Genomic DNA, 17,057 nt, shown 5'->3' on the forward strand with positions numbered 1-17,057 from the left:
CATCCCGAACAGGACCGTGAAACGATTACGCGCCAATGATAGTGCTGCAACCAGTGTGAAAGTAGGTTATCGTCAGGCTTGTATTCCGCATACCCCCGATCAAGCAATTGACCGGGGGTTTTGCTTTAAGTGAGAATAGTCGATTTTGTAGGCGGTTTCGCAGATTTTAGCGAGATAAGCTGAAGGAAAAGACTAGACAAGAAGCATAAAGATAAAGTATAATTTTGCTTCTGTTGATGTGGTGACACACATCAAGTTTATCTGACTAGGCAAGAATATGGGTGCTTAGCTCAGTTGGTAGAGCGGCGCCCTTACAAGGCGTAGGTCGGGAGTTCGAGCCTCTCAGCACCCACCACAGATAAACAGCAAGAACGATTAAGTAGTTTCGGAGTGGTAGTTCAGTTGGTTAGAATACCGGCCTGTCACGCCGGGGGTCGCGGGTTCGAGCCCCGTCCGCTCCGCCAGTTATAAAGAAAAAGACAAGCGATGCTTGTCTTTTTTTTGTTTACACAATTGAAAATAGTGTTCCAGGACAGCATGGATCATGCAGCAGGCGCAGCGAACTTCCAAGCCTGATTCATGTTGATGCTTGTAGCCTTTGTGACCAGAGAATTGTATGCTGTCCGCTCACGAGTCTCAGCACTGCGGATACAGACATTGCATATGTGCCGGGATCAAGCCTGAAGAGATGGCATAGCACAACAACATCAGTTTGAACTCTCAACTAACACCAGGCAAACAAGAATAAAAAAGCGGAGAGTCAGGATTATGATTCTCCGCTTTTTATTTATCGCAAATGCTTCAAGGCTGGTGGTAAATATTGCCGCATTTATTGCACAGCCAGGAGTCTTTCCAGTGCTGATAGAGGCCAGGAAATACCTTTTTATTGTAGGTTTTAGTTTTATAAACAAGGAAGCAGCTAACACAGGCGCACAGTAACAAAAGCACGAAACCGAGAGCGCTATTAATCAAGTTCACGCAAAAGAAGCCAGCGACCAAGACAATTGCAGCGTTACCATGTGTTTTTTTGTCAGGTGGCGCGACCTTGCTTGCCATATTGGTTTGCGCAGTTCCATATAGACTGGCTGTTCCACCAGCGCCGCCCGAAGAACTACCTGCTCCTGAACCACTGATGCTGCCGCTGACCCTGATATGCTGCGTTCCATGGTTAAAAACGACTTCAAGTCTTTGAGTATTATCAGAGTTGCATTTCAAACATTGCATAATAGTTTTCCATTGAAAAATTTGTTCAACAGGCATTTTAAGCAAACTACACTGCCAATCAATTAATAAAAAATTACCAATTCCTATATTCTGCATACCTACCTGCGCCAATGAAGCTGACTGGGTAAATAATGATGGTCGTCTTTTCCACAAAAGGTATGCTAATTTTCAATTTGTAAAAATTACATTTTATCCGGCATACCTGATAATAACGAGTACCAGAATCAAGCTGCCTGCGCGCTGTCCATCTCGCCATCCAGCGCAAACACCACATCACTGAGCAAACTGGCCAGCTCCGCCGTCATGAGCACAAAATCGGCATCAAAGCGTTCTTCTTCATTGCTGCCTTTGTCTTTGCTTTCATCGAGCACATCCAGTGGTTTGATGCGTTTGATTGTCAGCGTATCTGTCAGTACAAAGCTGATCTTGTCATCCCAGGTCAACGCCAGTTTTGTACATTGCTTGCCTGCAGCAATATGTTTCTGGATATCGTCCGGCTCCAGGGTGTAGCGTACATAGCGCACGGTTGCCTTGTCTTCTGTGGAGGACTTCAGTTCGGTATCCTGATCGATGGTGAAACCCTTGGGTGCTTCATTGCCGGCCAACCAGCCTGTCATCGCCGCTTGTGGTGAGGCCTTGGTGCGCAAGCCTTCCAGTGGCAGTTTGTCACAGCATTTGAGCAGCAGCTTGATGACTTCATCGGCTTTGGAAGGGCTGGAGGCATCAATCACCAGCCAGCGATTCACCGGATCTATCCATATATTGGTATTGCGCTTGACGGCAAAGGCACGTGGCAGCAATTCCTCAGTGATGCGCTCTTTCAGGTCTTTCATGGCTTTGCGGCCTGGCGCGAAGCCTTGTTCTTCTTCTATTTCCAGCGCACGCGCCTTGGTGACCTGGTTGATGACACTGGAAGGCAGCAATTTCTTTTCAGTTGCCAGCGAAATCAAAAATTGCTGATTGACGCTATGCACGAGCTGGTCGTTATTGCGTGGCGATGCCCAGCCCTGGCTTTGCATCTCATTCGATGCACATTGCGAAAAGGCAATGCGTGACAATTGGGCATGTAACTCCTCGGCAGTGATCTTCCAGGGAGTTGTCAGACGAAAAACTTGCAAATTCTTGAACCACATAGCGTATCCAGACGAAGAAAACCTAGCATTCTACACGCCTGAGCCTAGCCACTCACGACCAAAAACACCTGTTTCGCGGCAAGAAGTAACGCTTCGTCGCTTTCTGGCATACAGAGCAGATCAGCTTTGTAATACTTCTTCCATCGCAGCAGAACAAACCAGCGAAATAACGCTAAACCCCATTAAACAGTATTCAAGGAGATCATCATGTTGAACCAAATTATCAGCGGCACACCAATGTATGTATGGGCAATTCTGGGCTTTCTGGCATTTCGCGGCATCAAGGCCAGCGTGGACCGCGAATTGACAGTCAGGGCTGTTGTGATAATCCCTCTGGTCATGCTGGCCTTGTCTGCGCAAGGCATCTTGTCAGGTTTCGGTACCGAACCGCTGGTTATTGCCGCCTGGCTTGCAACAATGGCAGCAGGTGCCGCAGTATCCTGGAACATGGTCAACGACACGAACGTCCGTATCCTGGCAGACAAGGGTACTGTGTTTTACCGTGGTAGCTGGGGCCCGCTGGTGATGATGATGTCCATCTTTGTCATGAAATATGTTGTGAATGTCGCTTTGCATGTGAACCCTGCCTTGCACACCAATATGTTGTTCGCTGTCATCAGCACTGCACTGTTCGGTCTGTTCAACGGTTTGTTCCTCGGCAAAATGCTGCGTGTTCTGATGATGTACAAACAAGCAATGTCTTCCAACGCAATATTTACCAGCTCGGCAGCAGTTTAAAGCGGTAGTGTAAAGCGCGACAGGCTGGCGAAAGAAAGATGATGGGTAGTAATTGGTAACAAGAACATGCAAGATTAGCTTGCAGCATCTCAGACAGGGGACAGGTGAGACAGTATAATGTCCCCTGTCCTTATTTTATTTATTGTCAAAATACAATAAAAATTGTGTGCCATGCTAGCTGAACAAAAACAAGAATTACTGAAACTATTCCAGAATGCAGTTGAGCCCTTGTTGATCGGTTCCGAACTCAAGCCCACGGTAGCGCTGGAACGTCCACGCGATCCTTCTCACGGCGACGCAGCCTGTAATATCGCCATGCAGATCGCCAAGCCTTTGGGTAAGAATCCGCGTGAGCTGGCACAGGCGATTGTTGCTGCGGTAGTTGCACAGAACAATCCACTGGTTGCCAGCGTAGAAATCGCCGGTCCTGGCTTTATCAATATCCGCATTGCAGCTGCGGCCAAACAGGCCGTGATCAAGACTGTTTTGCAAAAGGGCGCCGATTTTGGCAAAAGCCAGCGTGGCGCCGGTGAAAAAGTCATCGTGGAGTTTGTTTCTGCCAACCCTACCGGCCCATTGCATGTAGGCCATGGCCGTCAGGGCGCATTGGGTGATGCCTTGTCTGCCTTGCTGGATGCGCAAGGTTATTCCGTCAGCCGCGAGTTTTATTATAACGATGCAGGTGTACAGATCGCTAATCTGGCCTTGTCGGTACAAGCCCGTGCCAGAGGTTTTGCACCTGGCGAGGTTGGCTGGCCTGAATCTGCCTATAACGGCGATTATATTGCTGATATCGCTCAAGATTTCCTGGCAAAGAAAACCGTTTCTGCCGGCGACTGTGCACCGGTCACGGCGAGTGGTGATGTCGAAGATATGGAGTCCATACGCCAGTTCAGTGTCACTTACCTGCGCCGTGAGCAGGACGCGGATTTGCTGGCTTTTGGCGTTAAATTCGATAATTATTATCTTGAAACTTCGCTCTACAAAGAAAACAAGGTCGAGACGACAGTGGCGGCCCTGAAGGCTGCTGGCAAGACCTATGAGCAAGATGGCGCCCTGTGGCTGCGTTCCACAGAATATGGCGACGATAAAGACCGCGTCATGAAAAAGTCGGATGGTACTTATACTTACTTCGTCCCTGACGTGGCTTACCATGTCACCAAATGGGAGCGTGGTTACCGCAAGGCCATCAATATCATGGGGAGTGACCATCACGGTACCACCGCCCGGGTACGTGGTGGCTTGCAGGCTTTGAACGTCGGTATCCCGCAAGGTTACCCCGACTACATCCTGCACAAAATGGTCACCGTCATGAAAGATGGTGCCGAGGTCAAGATTTCCAAACGTGCCGGTTCGTATGTCACCGTGCGTGATCTGATTGAATGGTCGGCAGGCGGCGATGAGCAACGTGGCCGTGATGCCGTGCGTTTTTTCCTGATCTCACGTAAGGCTGATACCGAATTCGTTTTCGATGTCGACGTTGCCCTGGCACGCTCTGATGAAAACCCCGTGTATTACGTCCAGTATGCCCATGCGCGTATTTGCTCAGTACTGGCGCAATATGCCACAGATGAAGCGGCTTTTGCACCATTGGCAGATGTTGATCTGTCGCCATTAACAGCCCCACGTGAAGCCAGCCTGCTGGCCAAACTCGCTGAATACCCAGAAGCGCTGGAAAAAGCCCTTGATGAACTGGGCCCGCACCAGATTGCTTTTTATCTCAGAGATTTGGCAGCTGAATTGCATAGCTATTACAATGCGGAGCGGGTACTGGTGGATGATGAAGCCACCAAACTGCCCAGACTGGCATTGATGCTGGCAACCCGTCAGGTCTTGCGCAATGGCCTGGCCCTGATAGGTGTGTCTGCACCTAACAAAATGTAATCAATACCCGGATACTGGCATCAAGCTAACAAAAACTCGTCGGAGACGCATGAACGCATATCAGAAAAATTCTGGCAGCCAGCAGGGCAATACCCTGACTGGCATTATTGTCGGCCTGGTCATTGGTCTGGCTATCGCCTTTGGCGTGGCCATGCTGATCACCAAATCCTCAACGCCTTTCACCAACAAGGGTAAATCGGATAAAGCCGACTTGCCGCTGAGCCAGTTGCAAGATCCTAACAAGCCTCTGTATGGCAATAAAGAGGCTGCCAAAGAAGCCGCAAAAGAAGTTGCCAATACCGCCAGCAAGGCAGCTGAAACACATCCACCGGTGCCGCCCGTGGTTAAACCGGTAGAAGTCAAACCTGAACAAAAGACCGTGCAGGAAAAAAATGCTGACAAAGCGGCAGACGCTGCCAAGTCTGACGGTGCAGATGATAAGTACATTTACTTTTTGCAGATCGGCGCGTTTAAAGAACAAACCGCTGCTGAAAACAGCCGCGCAAAACTGGCACTGATCGGTTTTGAAGCGCGTATCGTCGAGAAAACTTCTGATTCTGGTGTCATGTACCATGTGCGCATAGGGCCGTTTACGCAACTGGAAAGCATGAACCGCATGCGTTCAAGATTGTCAGAGAATAGTGTCGATGTTGCCGTTGTGCGCACCGTCAAGTAAATCGTAAAGGAATCGTGATGCAATTGTTCAGCCAGGTAGTCCGTCGCATATTGTTTATCGTGGGCCTCAGCCTGATCGCTACTGGTGCAGGTGCAACGCCTACCATGCCGCTGGCTGGTGTTGAATACCAAGTCCTGAAACGCCCCTTGCCAGCGGAAGGCGGCAAGAAAATTGAAGTCATTGAATTTTTCGGTTATTTTTGCCCGCATTGCAATGCGCTGGAACCCTTAATTGCCGAATGGGTAAAAAAACAGGGTGACAACATCGTATTCAAACGCATACACGTGAATTTTCATGGCCTGATTCCGCAGCAAAAACTGTACTTCGCCATGGAAGCCATGGGCAAGGCCGATGAATATCATATGAAGGCATTCAATGCCTACCATATCGATCACAATCGCCTGCAATCGGATGCCGACATCATGGAATTTGTTTCCAAATCTGGCCTCGATAAACAGAAATTTGCCGAGATGTATAACTCAGTTTTTTTCATGCAAAGCAAGTTGGCACGTGCAACACAATTGACAGATGCATTCCAGATTGATGGCGTACCATCCATCGCCATTGATGGCCGTTTCGTGACTTCTCCCGTCATGTCAGTGACGGCGGTAGGTCAGACGACGGAAGAAGCGCAAAACCGCGCTGTCCTGCAAGTCATGGACTTTTTGATTGGCAAGATACAAAAAGAAAGAAGTTCACCGGCAACTGTATCATCTGCACCGGCAAGTACTACCCATGCAGCGAGCTCAGCAGCAAAAACCAGTACCAAGAAAAAATAAGCAATTTCTGTCTACACAAGTCCGCCACCCTGGCGGACTTTTTCATTGGGAAACTATGAAAACAGTCTTCATTACTGGTGCTTCTTCAGGTATCGGTGCTGCACTGGCTTTAGCCTATGCAGAGCAGGGTGCCGTACTGGGTCTGCTGGCCAGACGTCGCGACGTGCTGGAAGAACTGCGGCTGAGTTTGCCCAATGCTGACCGTCACCATATCTATGCCGTCGATGTGACAGATCACGCTGCCCTTGCCAATGCCGCAAAAGAATTCATGGCTGCTGTCGGCGAAGTTAACGTCGTCATCGCCAATGCCGGCATATCGGTCGGGACCTTAAGCGAACATGCTGAGGATTTGCCCATCTTTGACCGCGTATTGCAAACCAATCTGATCGCAACGGTGGCGACTTTTTCAGCCTTCATCAACCCCATGAAAACCTATGCAGGCCGCAGTGATTGTCGCCTGGTAGGCATAGGCAGCGTGGCAGGTGTACGTGGTTTGCCGGGCGCAGAAGCCTATAGCGCTTCAAAGGCTGCCGTCATCAGTTATTGTGAATCTCTGCGGGTGGAATTGCGTGGCACCGGCATACGCGTGGTGACCATAGCACCGGGCTATATTGATACGCCGATGACGCGGGATAATCCCTACCCCATGCCCTTTTTAATGCCGGTCAGGCGCTTTTCTGTGGCGGCGCTGAAAGCGATTGCCGGTGGCGAATCATACCGTGTGATTCCCTGGCAGATGGGTATCGTCGCCAAGATCCTGCGTATATTGCCAAACTGGTTATATGACCCGGTCTTTGCCAGGGCACGTCGCAAACCACGTGCCAACAATATGTAAGCAGGTGACGGCTTGAGCACTTCCCTGTCCGCCTCTTTTACCGACGCCATCGGCACTGTGCATGTCCGCAGTGATGTTTCACCACGCATAGTCAGCCTGGTGCCGTCCATCACCGAGTTGCTGTGTGACCTGGGCCTGGCCGCGCACATCGTAGGCCGTACCGGCTTTTGCATACATCCCAGGCAGACCGTGCAGCATATCGCCAAAATAGGCGGTACCAAGGATGTCAACATAGAAAAGATCCGTCAACTCGCACCAACCCATTTAATCGTCAATATTGATGAAAATGAAAAGCCGACCGTTGATGCGCTGGCAGAATTCGTACCGCATATTGTTGTGACCCATCCCTTGCAGCCGCGCGACAATCTGGCGCTGTATCAGTTATTGGGGGCAATTTTCAATGCAGAAGCACAAGCCCGCCAACTGTGCGACAAATTTGAAGCTGCCTATGCGGCCTTGCCACGAACAGCCACGGTTTCGCGCAAGCTCGTGTATTGCATCTGGCAAGATCCGTGGATGACGGTGGGGCGTGACACCTATATTTCGGCCATGCTGGCGTTGATCGGCTGGCAAACCTGGCTGCCGGATCATGCCAGCCAGCGCTATCCGGTATTTCGCTGGGATGAAGAAATGGCGCAGCAGATTGATGGCGTCCTTTTATCGACAGAACCTTACCGGTTTACCGAAATGCATGTCGATGCGCTGGAAAAGCAACTGGGCAAACCTGTGCAGCTGGTGGATGGTGAAATGCTCTCCTGGTATGGCAGCAGGGCGATTGCCGGTCTGGCCTACCTGAAAGAACTTGCTCATCAGTAAATTTTTGGTTGCGCTGCAATATTCAGCGCATCTGCGAAAAATTAGCAATACTTACATATCATTTACGCAAAAATGCCACACTCCTGTGTAGCACAGATTGACACTCCAAGCAGGCGGCAACCATACTTCTGGGCATACCAGTTAAGGTTTTCGATATATTCTTGGAGAAGTTTGTTATGAATAAGATGCGTAAAGCTGTTTTGCTTGCCCTGTATGGCGCAAGTGCTGCTGTGGTTTTCATGCCATGCATGGCAAGTGCACAAACTGCTCCCGCTACACCAGCTACCCCGCCAGCTGCTGCAGCGCCAGATGGCATACAGACCATGACGATTGTCGGCTCACGCCGCGTCAATGCCAGTGCGACTGATACCCCATTACCTATCGATTTTATTTCTGTATCAAGGTCAGCAGAGCAGGGTGGGCAATTTGATCTGGCCCAGACGCTGGCAAATATTTCCCCCTCCTTCAATTCCACCCGTCAAACAGGTGCCGATGGTGCCGATCTGGTTGATTCTGCGGCCTTGCGCGGCCTGGGTTCTGACCAGACCCTGGTGCTGGTCAATGGCAAACGCCGCCATACGGTTTCATTGGTGAATTTGTTTGGCGCACGCAACCGTGGCAATACCGGTACAGACTTGAATGCCATCCCTGTCATGGCCATCAGTAATGTACAGGTTTTGCGTGATGGCGCAGCAGCACAATACGGTTCAGATGCGATTGCCGGCGTAATGGATATCACACTGAAGAAAAGTCTGGGTTGCGAAGCCAGTTTCGGCTATAGCCAATATTCTGTCGGCGATGGTAAAAACTACCTGCCCTCTGCCTATTGCGGCATTGCCCTGGGTGAGAAAGGCGTGCTGGGCATTACTGTCGAATATACAGACCGTGGCCGTTCAAACCGGGCTGATCCGGGTAATCCGCGTACGATCGGTGATACCAAGGTAACCGGCCCTACCGTTTATTTGAATGGCGAGGTCCCGAACGGCGGTACGGATAAACTGTATTTCACTCTGGGTACACAACAGCGTAAAGCATCTTCCGCCGCTTTTGCGCGTGGTGGCATAGGTTCTGATGATATTCCATCACGCAATTCTGCCGCGATGTATCCAAATGGCTTCGTCCCATATATCAACGGTGACATCAATGATATCTGGGGCACTCTGGGTTATCGCTGGCAAATCGGTGAATGGCGTGCCGACCTGTCGCAGACTTATGGTTTCAATGAACTCAAGTACAACATCAGCAACACGCTGAATGCATCGATTGCGAACAAGGATTTGCTGGCTGGTGGCAAGGGCATCAGCCCCAGCCGCTTTGACGCCGGTGGGTTTTCCTTCTCGCAGGCGACTACGAATCTTGATTTCAGCCGTTTTTTTGACGGCTTCATGAATGGTGTCAACGTCGCTTTCGGTGGTGAATACCGTCGTGAAAACTACAAGATCTTTGCCGGTGAACCAGGTTCCTACAACGATGCAGATGGCCTAGGCTTTGGCGGTAACGCCGGTAGCCAGGGCTTCCCTGGTTTTCAGCCTGGCGACAGCACCAGTAAAAACAGAAGCAGTGTCGCCGCCTATGTCGATATCGAAACCGATGTGACCAACCGCTTCAAGGTGCAGACCGCAGTGCGGGGCGAGCATTACAGCGATTTTGGTTCCACTTTCACTGGCAAACTGGCTGGCAGCTACAAGGTGGCTGACGCCGTGATGTTGCGTGGCTCCGCCAGCACAGGCTTCCGTGCGCCATCATTGCAACAAGTGTATTTCTCTTCCACCTTTACCGACTTCATCGGCGGTGTGCCTATGGATGTGGTACTGGCACCAAACGGTGGTGCGGTGGCCAATGCCGCTGGTATTCCTAAACTGAAGCAGGAAACCTCGAAAAATTATGCATTTGGTCTGACCTACAAGCCCAGCAATGCCTTCTCCATGACGGCTGATCTGTATCGCATTGATATCGCTGACCGTATCGTCTTGTCTGGTCGTTTTGATGCCAATAATTATCCGGCATTGGGCAGCACCTTGTCAGCACTGGGTGTAGGCCAGGCACAGTTCTTTGTGAACTCCATCAATACCAAGACTCAGGGTCTGGATTTGACTGCTTCACACAAGACTAATCTGGGTAGCGGCAAACTGTCGACGTATCTGGGCCTGAATTACAGCAAGACCGAGGTGACCAAGGTACAGGCACCACCGTCATTGCGTGGCTATGAAGATGTCCTGCTGTCAGAGCGTGAACGCCTGTTCATCGAGCAAGGCGGCCCACGCATGAAAGCCACGCTGACATTCGATTATGACCAGGGTCCATGGTCCAGCGAATTCAAGGTCATCCATTATGGTTCGCAAACCCTGGGTACTTTCTCGGGTACCGCGGCAGGTGTGCCAAATGCCTATTACGAACCCAAAACTTCGGCTGACGTCGCGTTGACCTATGCCTTCAATGACACGACCAAACTGACCATAGGTGGCAATAATATTTTCAACGTCAAACCGACGCGCCAGGATCCTAACGAAACCGATAACGGGTTTTACTATGACAGCGTGCAGTTTGGTTTGGGCGGCGCATCTTACTTCATCAAGCTCTGGAAAAAATTCTGATTTTATCCATGTGCTGACGCGGGAGTAATGAGAAACCTCCCCCGCATTTCTGTTCAAGGCTGACTTGTTTTTAAAGTCAGCCTTTTTCTTTATGGCTTCTCACTTTGACAAGATGTTAAGACTGGATTTTTAATAATTCCAAAATAGGGAATAATAAATTCCATATAGCGGTTATTCTTCAATTTAAAGGAATAAGGCAAAGTAGCACCATTCGCAGTGCACATCACATGCGAACCCCCTTAAACCCGATTTGATGGAGTAACAAATGTCCCGCATAAGCATCCCTACTGTAGAAGCATCCCCAACCGCATCCCAACCTCTGCTGGCAGCAGTCCACAAGCAATTGGGTGTGGTACCGAATTTGATGAAACTGATTGGCAACAGCCCGGCAGCACTGGAAGGCTATTTGTCTTTAAGTGGTGCCTTGGCCAAAGGCAGTCTGAGTGGCCCATTGCGTGAAGCGATTGCCCTGACCGTCGCTGAATACAATGGCTGTGAATATTGCCTGGCAGCGCATGCTTACCTGGGTAAAAACCTGGCAAAACTCAGCGATGCTGATATTGATGCTGCACGTGATGCCCATGCATCTGACACAAAAACTGAAGCCGCCCTGCAATTTGCCCGTCAGGTCGCAGCCCAACGTGGCCGCGTCAGCGATGCCGAACTGGCCAGCCTGCGTGCAGCCGGTTTCAATGATGCAGCCGTCATTGAGATTGTCCTGAATGTTGCTGTGAATGTGTTGACTAACTACGTCAATAATGTCGCTCATACAGACGTGGATTTTCCTGCGATCAGTTTGCGTTAATTCTGACGCAGAAAAATCACAGTCAAAAATAGATCAGGTTTTGTTGGTCAAGGTCACCCCGGCAATGACCAGCAAACCGCCGACTATCATGGATGGCAAAATCGGTTCGCCAAGTATCAGCGCGCCCAGGCTGATACCAAATACTGGCACCAGATTATTGAATACCGCAGTACGTGAAGGTCCTATACTTTTTACACCTTCGTAATACCAGACAAAACCGATGACCGTGCCAAAAGCACCCAGATACACCAGCGAAGCCAATACTTGCCAGCTCATACGGGCTGGTTCAAAACGCGGTAATTCCAGTACGGCACCCAAACCCAGCAAGAGCAGGCCCCATAGTGACGCATAGGTAGTGGCAGCGATGGGAGACAGGCCTTTCAGCGCATGCCTGCCTATGATGGTATAGGCTGCCCAGCCGCAAATAGCGGTCAGCATGAACAGTTCTCCCTTGCCCAGCGATTGTGACAAGTCGTGCACGGCACCTATCAAATCACCCCTGGTAATAACCACCGCGGCCCCGGCAAAAGCGATCATGATGCCCAGCCAGCGTATCTTGCTTAGTCTTTCTCCAAATAGCAGCGCCAGTGCCAGTGCGGTAACGATAGGGTTCAACGCCACAAACAGGGCAGTCCGCCCGGCGGGCATATTTTCCAGCGCAGCAAAGAAACACAGGTTATACAAAAAGATACCGGTCGCTCCCAGTGCAAAGGTCGCATGCATTTGCTGTTTGCTGAGTTTGGGCAAACCACCTTCCAGTCGCCAGGCCAGTAACAGCAATAAGGCACTGGCAACCGCGAAACGAATAAAGGCTGCAATCATGTGCGGTATCTCTTTGGCGACCAGGCGGCCGGCAATGAAAGTGCCACCCCAGAACAGGGCGACACAGACTAGTTTCAGATATGTGGAGACAGGGACTTTGTTCACGATGGTGTAGGCTATGCAAAAGCCTGTTAGCCTACACCAAAATCATGCCTGCCGTTTTCACTTGTGAATACTGCGCAAGCCTTGCTCATACAGGATTTCTGCAATCTGGATGGCATTCAGGGCAGCGCCTTTACGCAGATTGTCTCCGCTGACGAACAGTGCAAGACCATGTGCTACCGTAGGGTCGCAACGCACCCGGCCAACGAAGACAGGATCGCGGCCCGTCGCCATTAAAGGATTGGGCACTTCAGTGACGACAACACCGGGAGCGCTATTTAATAATTCAAGCGCCGTATCTGCCGGGATATTATTCTCAAATTCTGCATTGATGGAAAGCGAATGCCCTGTGAAGACGGGCACCCGTACACAGGTGCAGGAGACGCTCAATTCTGGAATGCCAAGAATTTTGCGGCTTTCATTACGCAGCTTGATCTCTTCTTCTGTATAACCATCTTCGACAACCTGGTAGTTGTAGGGCACGACATTACAGGCGATCGGCACCTGCCATTTTTTAGGTGCCGGAAAGTCTATGCCAGCACCATCATTGACCAGTCTGGTGCAGTCTTCTCCGGCCTTTTGCATCTGGCTTGCCAACTCCTCCACGCCAGCAAGACCACCACCTGACACAGCCTGGTAAGTGCTGACGATCAAACGCCGCAAGCCCGCTTTGTCATGCAATGGTTTGAGTACAGGCATGGCCGCCATGGTCGTGCAGTTGGGGTTTGCGATGATGCCCTTGGGGATATTTTCCAGATCGTAAGGATTGACTTCTGCCACCACCAGCGGCACGGCAGGGTCCATGCGCCATGCCGAGGAATTGTCGATGACCAGCGCACCCGCAGCCGCGACCACGGGTGCCAGGCGCAATGAGGTTTCTCCACCAGCCGAGAAAAACACCACATCCAGGCCGGAATAATCAGCCGTTGCAGCATCTTCGACGTTGATCTGTCTGCCTTTCCAGCCCAGTGATTTTCCGGCAGAACGCGCAGACGCAAACAAGCGCAGTGAATTGACGGGGAAGTTGCGCTCTTCCAGCAGCTTGAGCATGAATTCACCGACCAGGCCGGTTGCGCCAACGACACCCACATGCATGCCATTTGGGTAACGTTCGAGCGACAGGGCAGAGCGTGCCGGTCGCGGTGGACTGGCTACTGAAGCCTGATGATCTTGACGGTCTTGATGATGAGAATTTGACACCATGTAAATCTCCTTAAAGTGGCCGGGAGACAGGTATCAAGCTATATGCACCCGCCTCGTAGGCGGGTTGCGAAAAAATGAAAAGCGCTAACCCACCATTGCGATAATGGTGGTCTTAATGCTCAGCGTGGATGCAAATGGGCTTTTCATGAATTGATGGTAACAGACTTGATAGCGGCGATCAAGCGGGGTTGCAGACTCAGGGCAGATGCACAGGGGCACGTTGCAATCGTATGAGACTTACATGATTTCCATTAACAATACACCACGAGCGGGTACTTTTATTTGATGCATTTGTTCAAATTGCTGCCCACTCAGCACGTCTTTTGCCTTTGCGTTTGCAGGCAAAATTTCGGAAAATCGTGCCGTTGTCAATTCTGTTTCACTCATATTCTTGTTCATCACCACCATGAACTTGTGCTTCTGGTCATAGCGGAAATATACATACATACCTTCCTGTGGCGCAAAATGCATGAGTCTGCCGCTATGGATGGTGCTCGCATTCTTGCGCCAGTTCAGCAGTTTTTTGATATAGGCCTGCGCCTCCTGCTGCTTTGCGTTTAAGCCCTGGCCTGTGAAGGCGTTGACGGTATCACCCGCCCAGCCACCGGGAAAGTCTTTTCTGAAAGCGCCATCATCCCTGTGCTTGGTGCTCGTCATCAAAATTTCAGTGCCATAATAAAACTGTGGTGTGCGCGGCATGGTGGCGACATAGGTAACCGCCATCTTGAACAAATCCAGGTCTTCATCGAGTGCGCTATACAGACGACTGACATCGTGATTGCCTTCAAACAGCACCATTCTTGCTGGTGCAGGATATAACTGGTCATTGATCAACGCTTCATACAGCGTGGCGAAACCGGAATGCAGGTTTTCTGGTGCGACCAGTGCCTTGCGCAGCGTGTCATGCAAGGGATAATCCATCATGCTGGGCATGTGCGAAACATAGCCATTGGCATTGGTCTTGCCGGCGAGCCAGTACGCCACCAGATTCGGGTTATCGCTCCATTCTTCACCCACCATCGTCAGATGAGGGTATTCCTGCATGATGCGGCCAGACCATTTTGTCAGAAAGGCTGCGTCAGAATAGCCATACGTGTCAGCGCGTATGCCGGACAGGCGCGCATATTCTATCCACCAGATGGTATTCTGAATCTGGTAATTGGCCACCAGTGGATTTTGCTGGTTCATGTCAGGCATGTGGGCATCAAACCAGCCCTGCGTGAAATTCTTCTTGTCTATGGCTGAAGCATATGGGTCGGCGACTGTGGTGCGCGCATGATAGGTTGGTACAAACTGGCTGTTAAAACTCAGCCAGTCAGGTGACGGCAAGTCTTTCAGCCACCAGTGCCCGTCACCGATATGGTTGAGCACGATGTCCTGGATTACCCCTATGCCCTGCTTTCTGGCGGCGGCAACCAGTTGCCGGTACTCTTCATTGCTGCCAAAACGCGCATCGACCTGATAGTAATCAGTGGCAGCATAGCCATGGTAAGAATACGTTTTCTGCTTATTTTCTATGACCGGCGTGGGCCAGATCATGGTGTAACCCATACTGGCAATATAATCGAGGTGATCGCGTATCCCCTGTAAGTCACCACCATGGCGGCCAGCACTGGCATCGCTACGATCAAGCTTGTCGCCAAACCCGGGTAGCTGGTCATTGGCGGTATTGCCATTGGCAAAACGGTCTGGCATCAGGTTCAGGATCACATCTGCCGGGCCAAACCCTGCCCTGTCAGCGGCACCCTTTTCACGTGCTTTCAGTTCATAGGGCACACTCAGGTTTTGTGTACCCTGGTTTAAGCGGATATCAAATTTCCCGGCCTTTGTATATGGTGAAATTTGCAGGTCAATAAACAGATAATTGGGGTTGGCCAGCTTATGCACTGCCTTGATTCTTACGCCAGGGTAGTCGATATGCGGGACATACTCAGCAATCTGCCTGCCGTGCAGCATTAACTGCAATTGATCGCTTTTCATGCCTACCCACCAAAAACCGGGCTCCACATGCTCGGGCCTGGTCATTGTCTGCGCCATGCCAGGAAGCGGCATGCATATCAATAAGCCAGAAAGTATATGCAAGAATAATTTCACTCTATCTCTCATGATTAGCTATCAATTTATGTATTTAAACTACATTATCTTTTAATTTTAGCGAAGCTATCAATGAATTTATGGAATTATTTTGCTTCCTTATCATTTCGAGAGTTGTATTTAAATTACATATCTCGCAGATCGCTTCCGATTAGCCCCTTATCTAAAGCCTGAATTAGCCCAGAGTTCTGCTTCTTTTTTACGCTTCCATGCGTGACTTTCTTTGATATTTTCTAGGGTATGGAAGTCGGTTAACAATGTTGCAGTGTGTTGCGCATGGCGCAGCTTGAATACCAGGAGGGTATATGAACGATATGTCAAATTTGCAGGCGATTTTTGGTGAAGTGCAGTCTTTGCAAAGCCGGCTGAAATCAAAAGTGGCGGACGCCGAAGCCAGCGCAGATAAATTCAAGGCGGCATTTCAGGCGGCAGTCAATCCGGAATCCAGGGATTCCATCGTCACAGCGCTGAAGGATACCGTTACTGCCACCACATCAACCGCAACTACTACCAGCCAGGGCAGTTCCCTGGCAGACCAGATCCAGGCCACGCTGTCAGCCTTGCAGGATCAATTGCAAAGCAAGCTGGCGGGTCCGGTGGCGGCCGCCGCAGCGGCTGCGTCATCGGCCCTTGCAGCGAACAATACCGCTGGCGCCAGCACTAGTACCAGTACTACCGCCGCTGCACCGATCCCTGTCAGCGGCGTAGCGACTGCATCAGCAACCAGCAGCAGTACCACGGTTGCCGCAGTGCCTCCGGTGGCTGCGCCCAGCGCCACGACGATTGCCACCATCAATACAACCCACGCGCCTTATCGCGTTTATGATCCATCCAATCCGTCTGCTTTTGTAGAGCCAAGCAACCCTGGTGGCGGCCCTAACCTGCTGGCATCTGATCTGGTTTTCAACCCTGACCCCCGCCCGGATTCACCACTTTCGGCTGCCATGCCAACGGCTGCCTATGGTTCGGCAGAGTGGAAGCAACAGTCGCAGACGTATCAGGCGACCTACGAAAAACTCTGTGCTGATAACAATGACTGGAATCAGAAAAACATCAAACTGCGTACGCAAACCTTGCTGGCTTCTCCTTATGCTGCATTCGCTGGTTATCAAGGGGCGAATGCAGCGGCTGCGTCTGATCCATATACCATTGCTTCTTTGGCAGCTGCCAATAAAATGGCGGTCTGAGCCTGTCGTAACGATCTTTGCGAGCCTTGCTGACATTGCCAGATACTTTCCGGGATGTCAGCGGGTCTGAATTTCTCCCTCCTCTCCTCGTCTGGCCAGTCAAACCATCTTTCCGGGTTTGACATCAACATCTTAAAATAATTTTCAAAGAAATGGAATAAAACG

Annotated in this window: 14 protein-coding genes and 2 tRNA genes; 11 read left to right on the forward strand and 5 right to left on the reverse strand. The window is 50.7% G+C overall.

All coding sequences use genetic code 11. The features are described from left to right. Positions 1–279 precede the first annotated feature (279 nt). Both ACO0LH_RS24665 and ACO0LH_RS24670 read left to right on the forward strand, forming a co-directional pair. Positions 280–355: transfer RNA gene (locus ACO0LH_RS24665), tRNA-Val, on the forward strand. Between the two features lie 32 nt (positions 356–387). Then, a tRNA-Asp gene (locus tag ACO0LH_RS24670) sits at positions 388–464 on the forward strand. 337 nt (positions 465–801) lie between these two features. Here the strand turns inward: ACO0LH_RS24670 and ACO0LH_RS24675 are convergent. Both ACO0LH_RS24675 and ACO0LH_RS24680 read right to left on the reverse strand, forming a co-directional pair. Further along, positions 802–1,320: a hypothetical protein gene (locus ACO0LH_RS24675; protein ID WP_422943797.1), complete on the reverse strand. Its 519-nt coding sequence runs from the start codon at positions 1,318–1,320 to the stop codon at positions 802–804. A gap of 128 nt (positions 1,321–1,448) precedes the next feature. Beyond that, positions 1,449–2,357 (reverse strand): recombination-associated protein RdgC, encoded by a 909-nt coding sequence (locus ACO0LH_RS24680; RefSeq protein WP_422943798.1) that lies wholly within the window; start codon positions 2,355–2,357, stop codon positions 1,449–1,451. Between the two features lie 207 nt (positions 2,358–2,564). Between ACO0LH_RS24680 and ACO0LH_RS24685 the strand changes: the two genes are divergently transcribed. The 8 genes from ACO0LH_RS24685 (at position 2,565) to ACO0LH_RS24720 (ending at position 11,484) form a co-directional block, all read left to right on the forward strand. Continuing rightward, positions 2,565–3,095: a DUF6622 family protein gene (locus ACO0LH_RS24685; protein WP_422943799.1), complete on the forward strand. Its 531-nt coding sequence runs from the start codon at positions 2,565–2,567 to the stop codon at positions 3,093–3,095. 171 nt (positions 3,096–3,266) lie between these two features. Continuing rightward, positions 3,267–4,979, forward strand: a complete 1,713-nt coding sequence (gene argS, locus ACO0LH_RS24690; RefSeq protein ID WP_422943800.1) for an arginine--tRNA ligase — start codon at positions 3,267–3,269, stop codon at positions 4,977–4,979. Between the two features lie 49 nt (positions 4,980–5,028). After that, positions 5,029–5,655: an SPOR domain-containing protein gene (locus tag ACO0LH_RS24695; RefSeq protein WP_422943801.1), complete on the forward strand. Its 627-nt coding sequence runs from the start codon at positions 5,029–5,031 to the stop codon at positions 5,653–5,655. Between the two features lie 17 nt (positions 5,656–5,672). Further along, positions 5,673–6,434, forward strand: coding sequence for a thiol:disulfide interchange protein DsbA/DsbL (locus ACO0LH_RS24700; RefSeq protein WP_422943802.1), 762 nt, complete (start codon positions 5,673–5,675; stop codon positions 6,432–6,434). 55 nt (positions 6,435–6,489) lie between these two features. Continuing rightward, positions 6,490–7,269 carry an SDR family oxidoreductase gene (locus tag ACO0LH_RS24705; protein ID WP_422943803.1) on the forward strand — a complete coding sequence of 260 codons (780 nt, stop codon included), beginning with the start codon at positions 6,490–6,492 and terminating at the stop codon, positions 7,267–7,269. 12 nt (positions 7,270–7,281) lie between these two features. Beyond that, positions 7,282–8,085, forward strand: coding sequence for a helical backbone metal receptor (locus tag ACO0LH_RS24710; protein ID WP_422943804.1), 804 nt, complete (start codon positions 7,282–7,284; stop codon positions 8,083–8,085). 176 nt (positions 8,086–8,261) lie between these two features. Next, complete coding sequence (locus tag ACO0LH_RS24715) at positions 8,262–10,679, forward strand: TonB-dependent receptor plug domain-containing protein (RefSeq protein WP_422943805.1); 2,418 nt, start codon at positions 8,262–8,264, stop codon at positions 10,677–10,679. A 265-nt stretch (positions 10,680–10,944) separates the two neighbouring features. Beyond that, complete coding sequence (locus ACO0LH_RS24720) at positions 10,945–11,484, forward strand: carboxymuconolactone decarboxylase family protein (RefSeq protein ID WP_422943806.1); 540 nt, start codon at positions 10,945–10,947, stop codon at positions 11,482–11,484. A gap of 33 nt (positions 11,485–11,517) precedes the next feature. On the opposite strand, the gene ACO0LH_RS24725 is transcribed toward ACO0LH_RS24720, so the two are convergent. The 3 genes from ACO0LH_RS24725 to ACO0LH_RS24735 form a co-directional block, all read right to left on the reverse strand. After that, positions 11,518–12,411 carry a DMT family transporter gene (locus ACO0LH_RS24725; RefSeq protein WP_422943807.1) on the reverse strand — a complete coding sequence of 298 codons (894 nt, stop codon included), beginning with the start codon at positions 12,409–12,411 and terminating at the stop codon, positions 11,518–11,520. 57 nt (positions 12,412–12,468) lie between these two features. Then, a complete protein-coding gene (locus tag ACO0LH_RS24730; protein ID WP_422943808.1) occupies positions 12,469–13,611 on the reverse strand; it encodes an aspartate-semialdehyde dehydrogenase in 1,143 nt (380 codons plus the stop codon). 237 nt (positions 13,612–13,848) lie between these two features. Then, on the reverse strand, positions 13,849–15,717 hold the full coding sequence (locus ACO0LH_RS24735) for a glycoside hydrolase family 13 protein (protein WP_422943809.1): 1,869 nt from the start codon (positions 15,715–15,717) through the stop codon (positions 13,849–13,851). Positions 15,718–16,010: 293 nt separating this feature from the next. Between ACO0LH_RS24735 and ACO0LH_RS24740 the strand changes: the two genes are divergently transcribed. Continuing rightward, positions 16,011–16,892 carry a hypothetical protein gene (locus tag ACO0LH_RS24740; protein WP_422943810.1) on the forward strand — a complete coding sequence of 294 codons (882 nt, stop codon included), beginning with the start codon at positions 16,011–16,013 and terminating at the stop codon, positions 16,890–16,892. Positions 16,893–17,057: the final 165 nt, after the last annotated feature.

The sequence above is a fragment of the Undibacterium sp. TJN19 genome, from assembly GCF_049339485.1.
Taxonomy (GTDB): Bacteria; Pseudomonadota; Gammaproteobacteria; order Burkholderiales; family Burkholderiaceae_D; genus Undibacterium.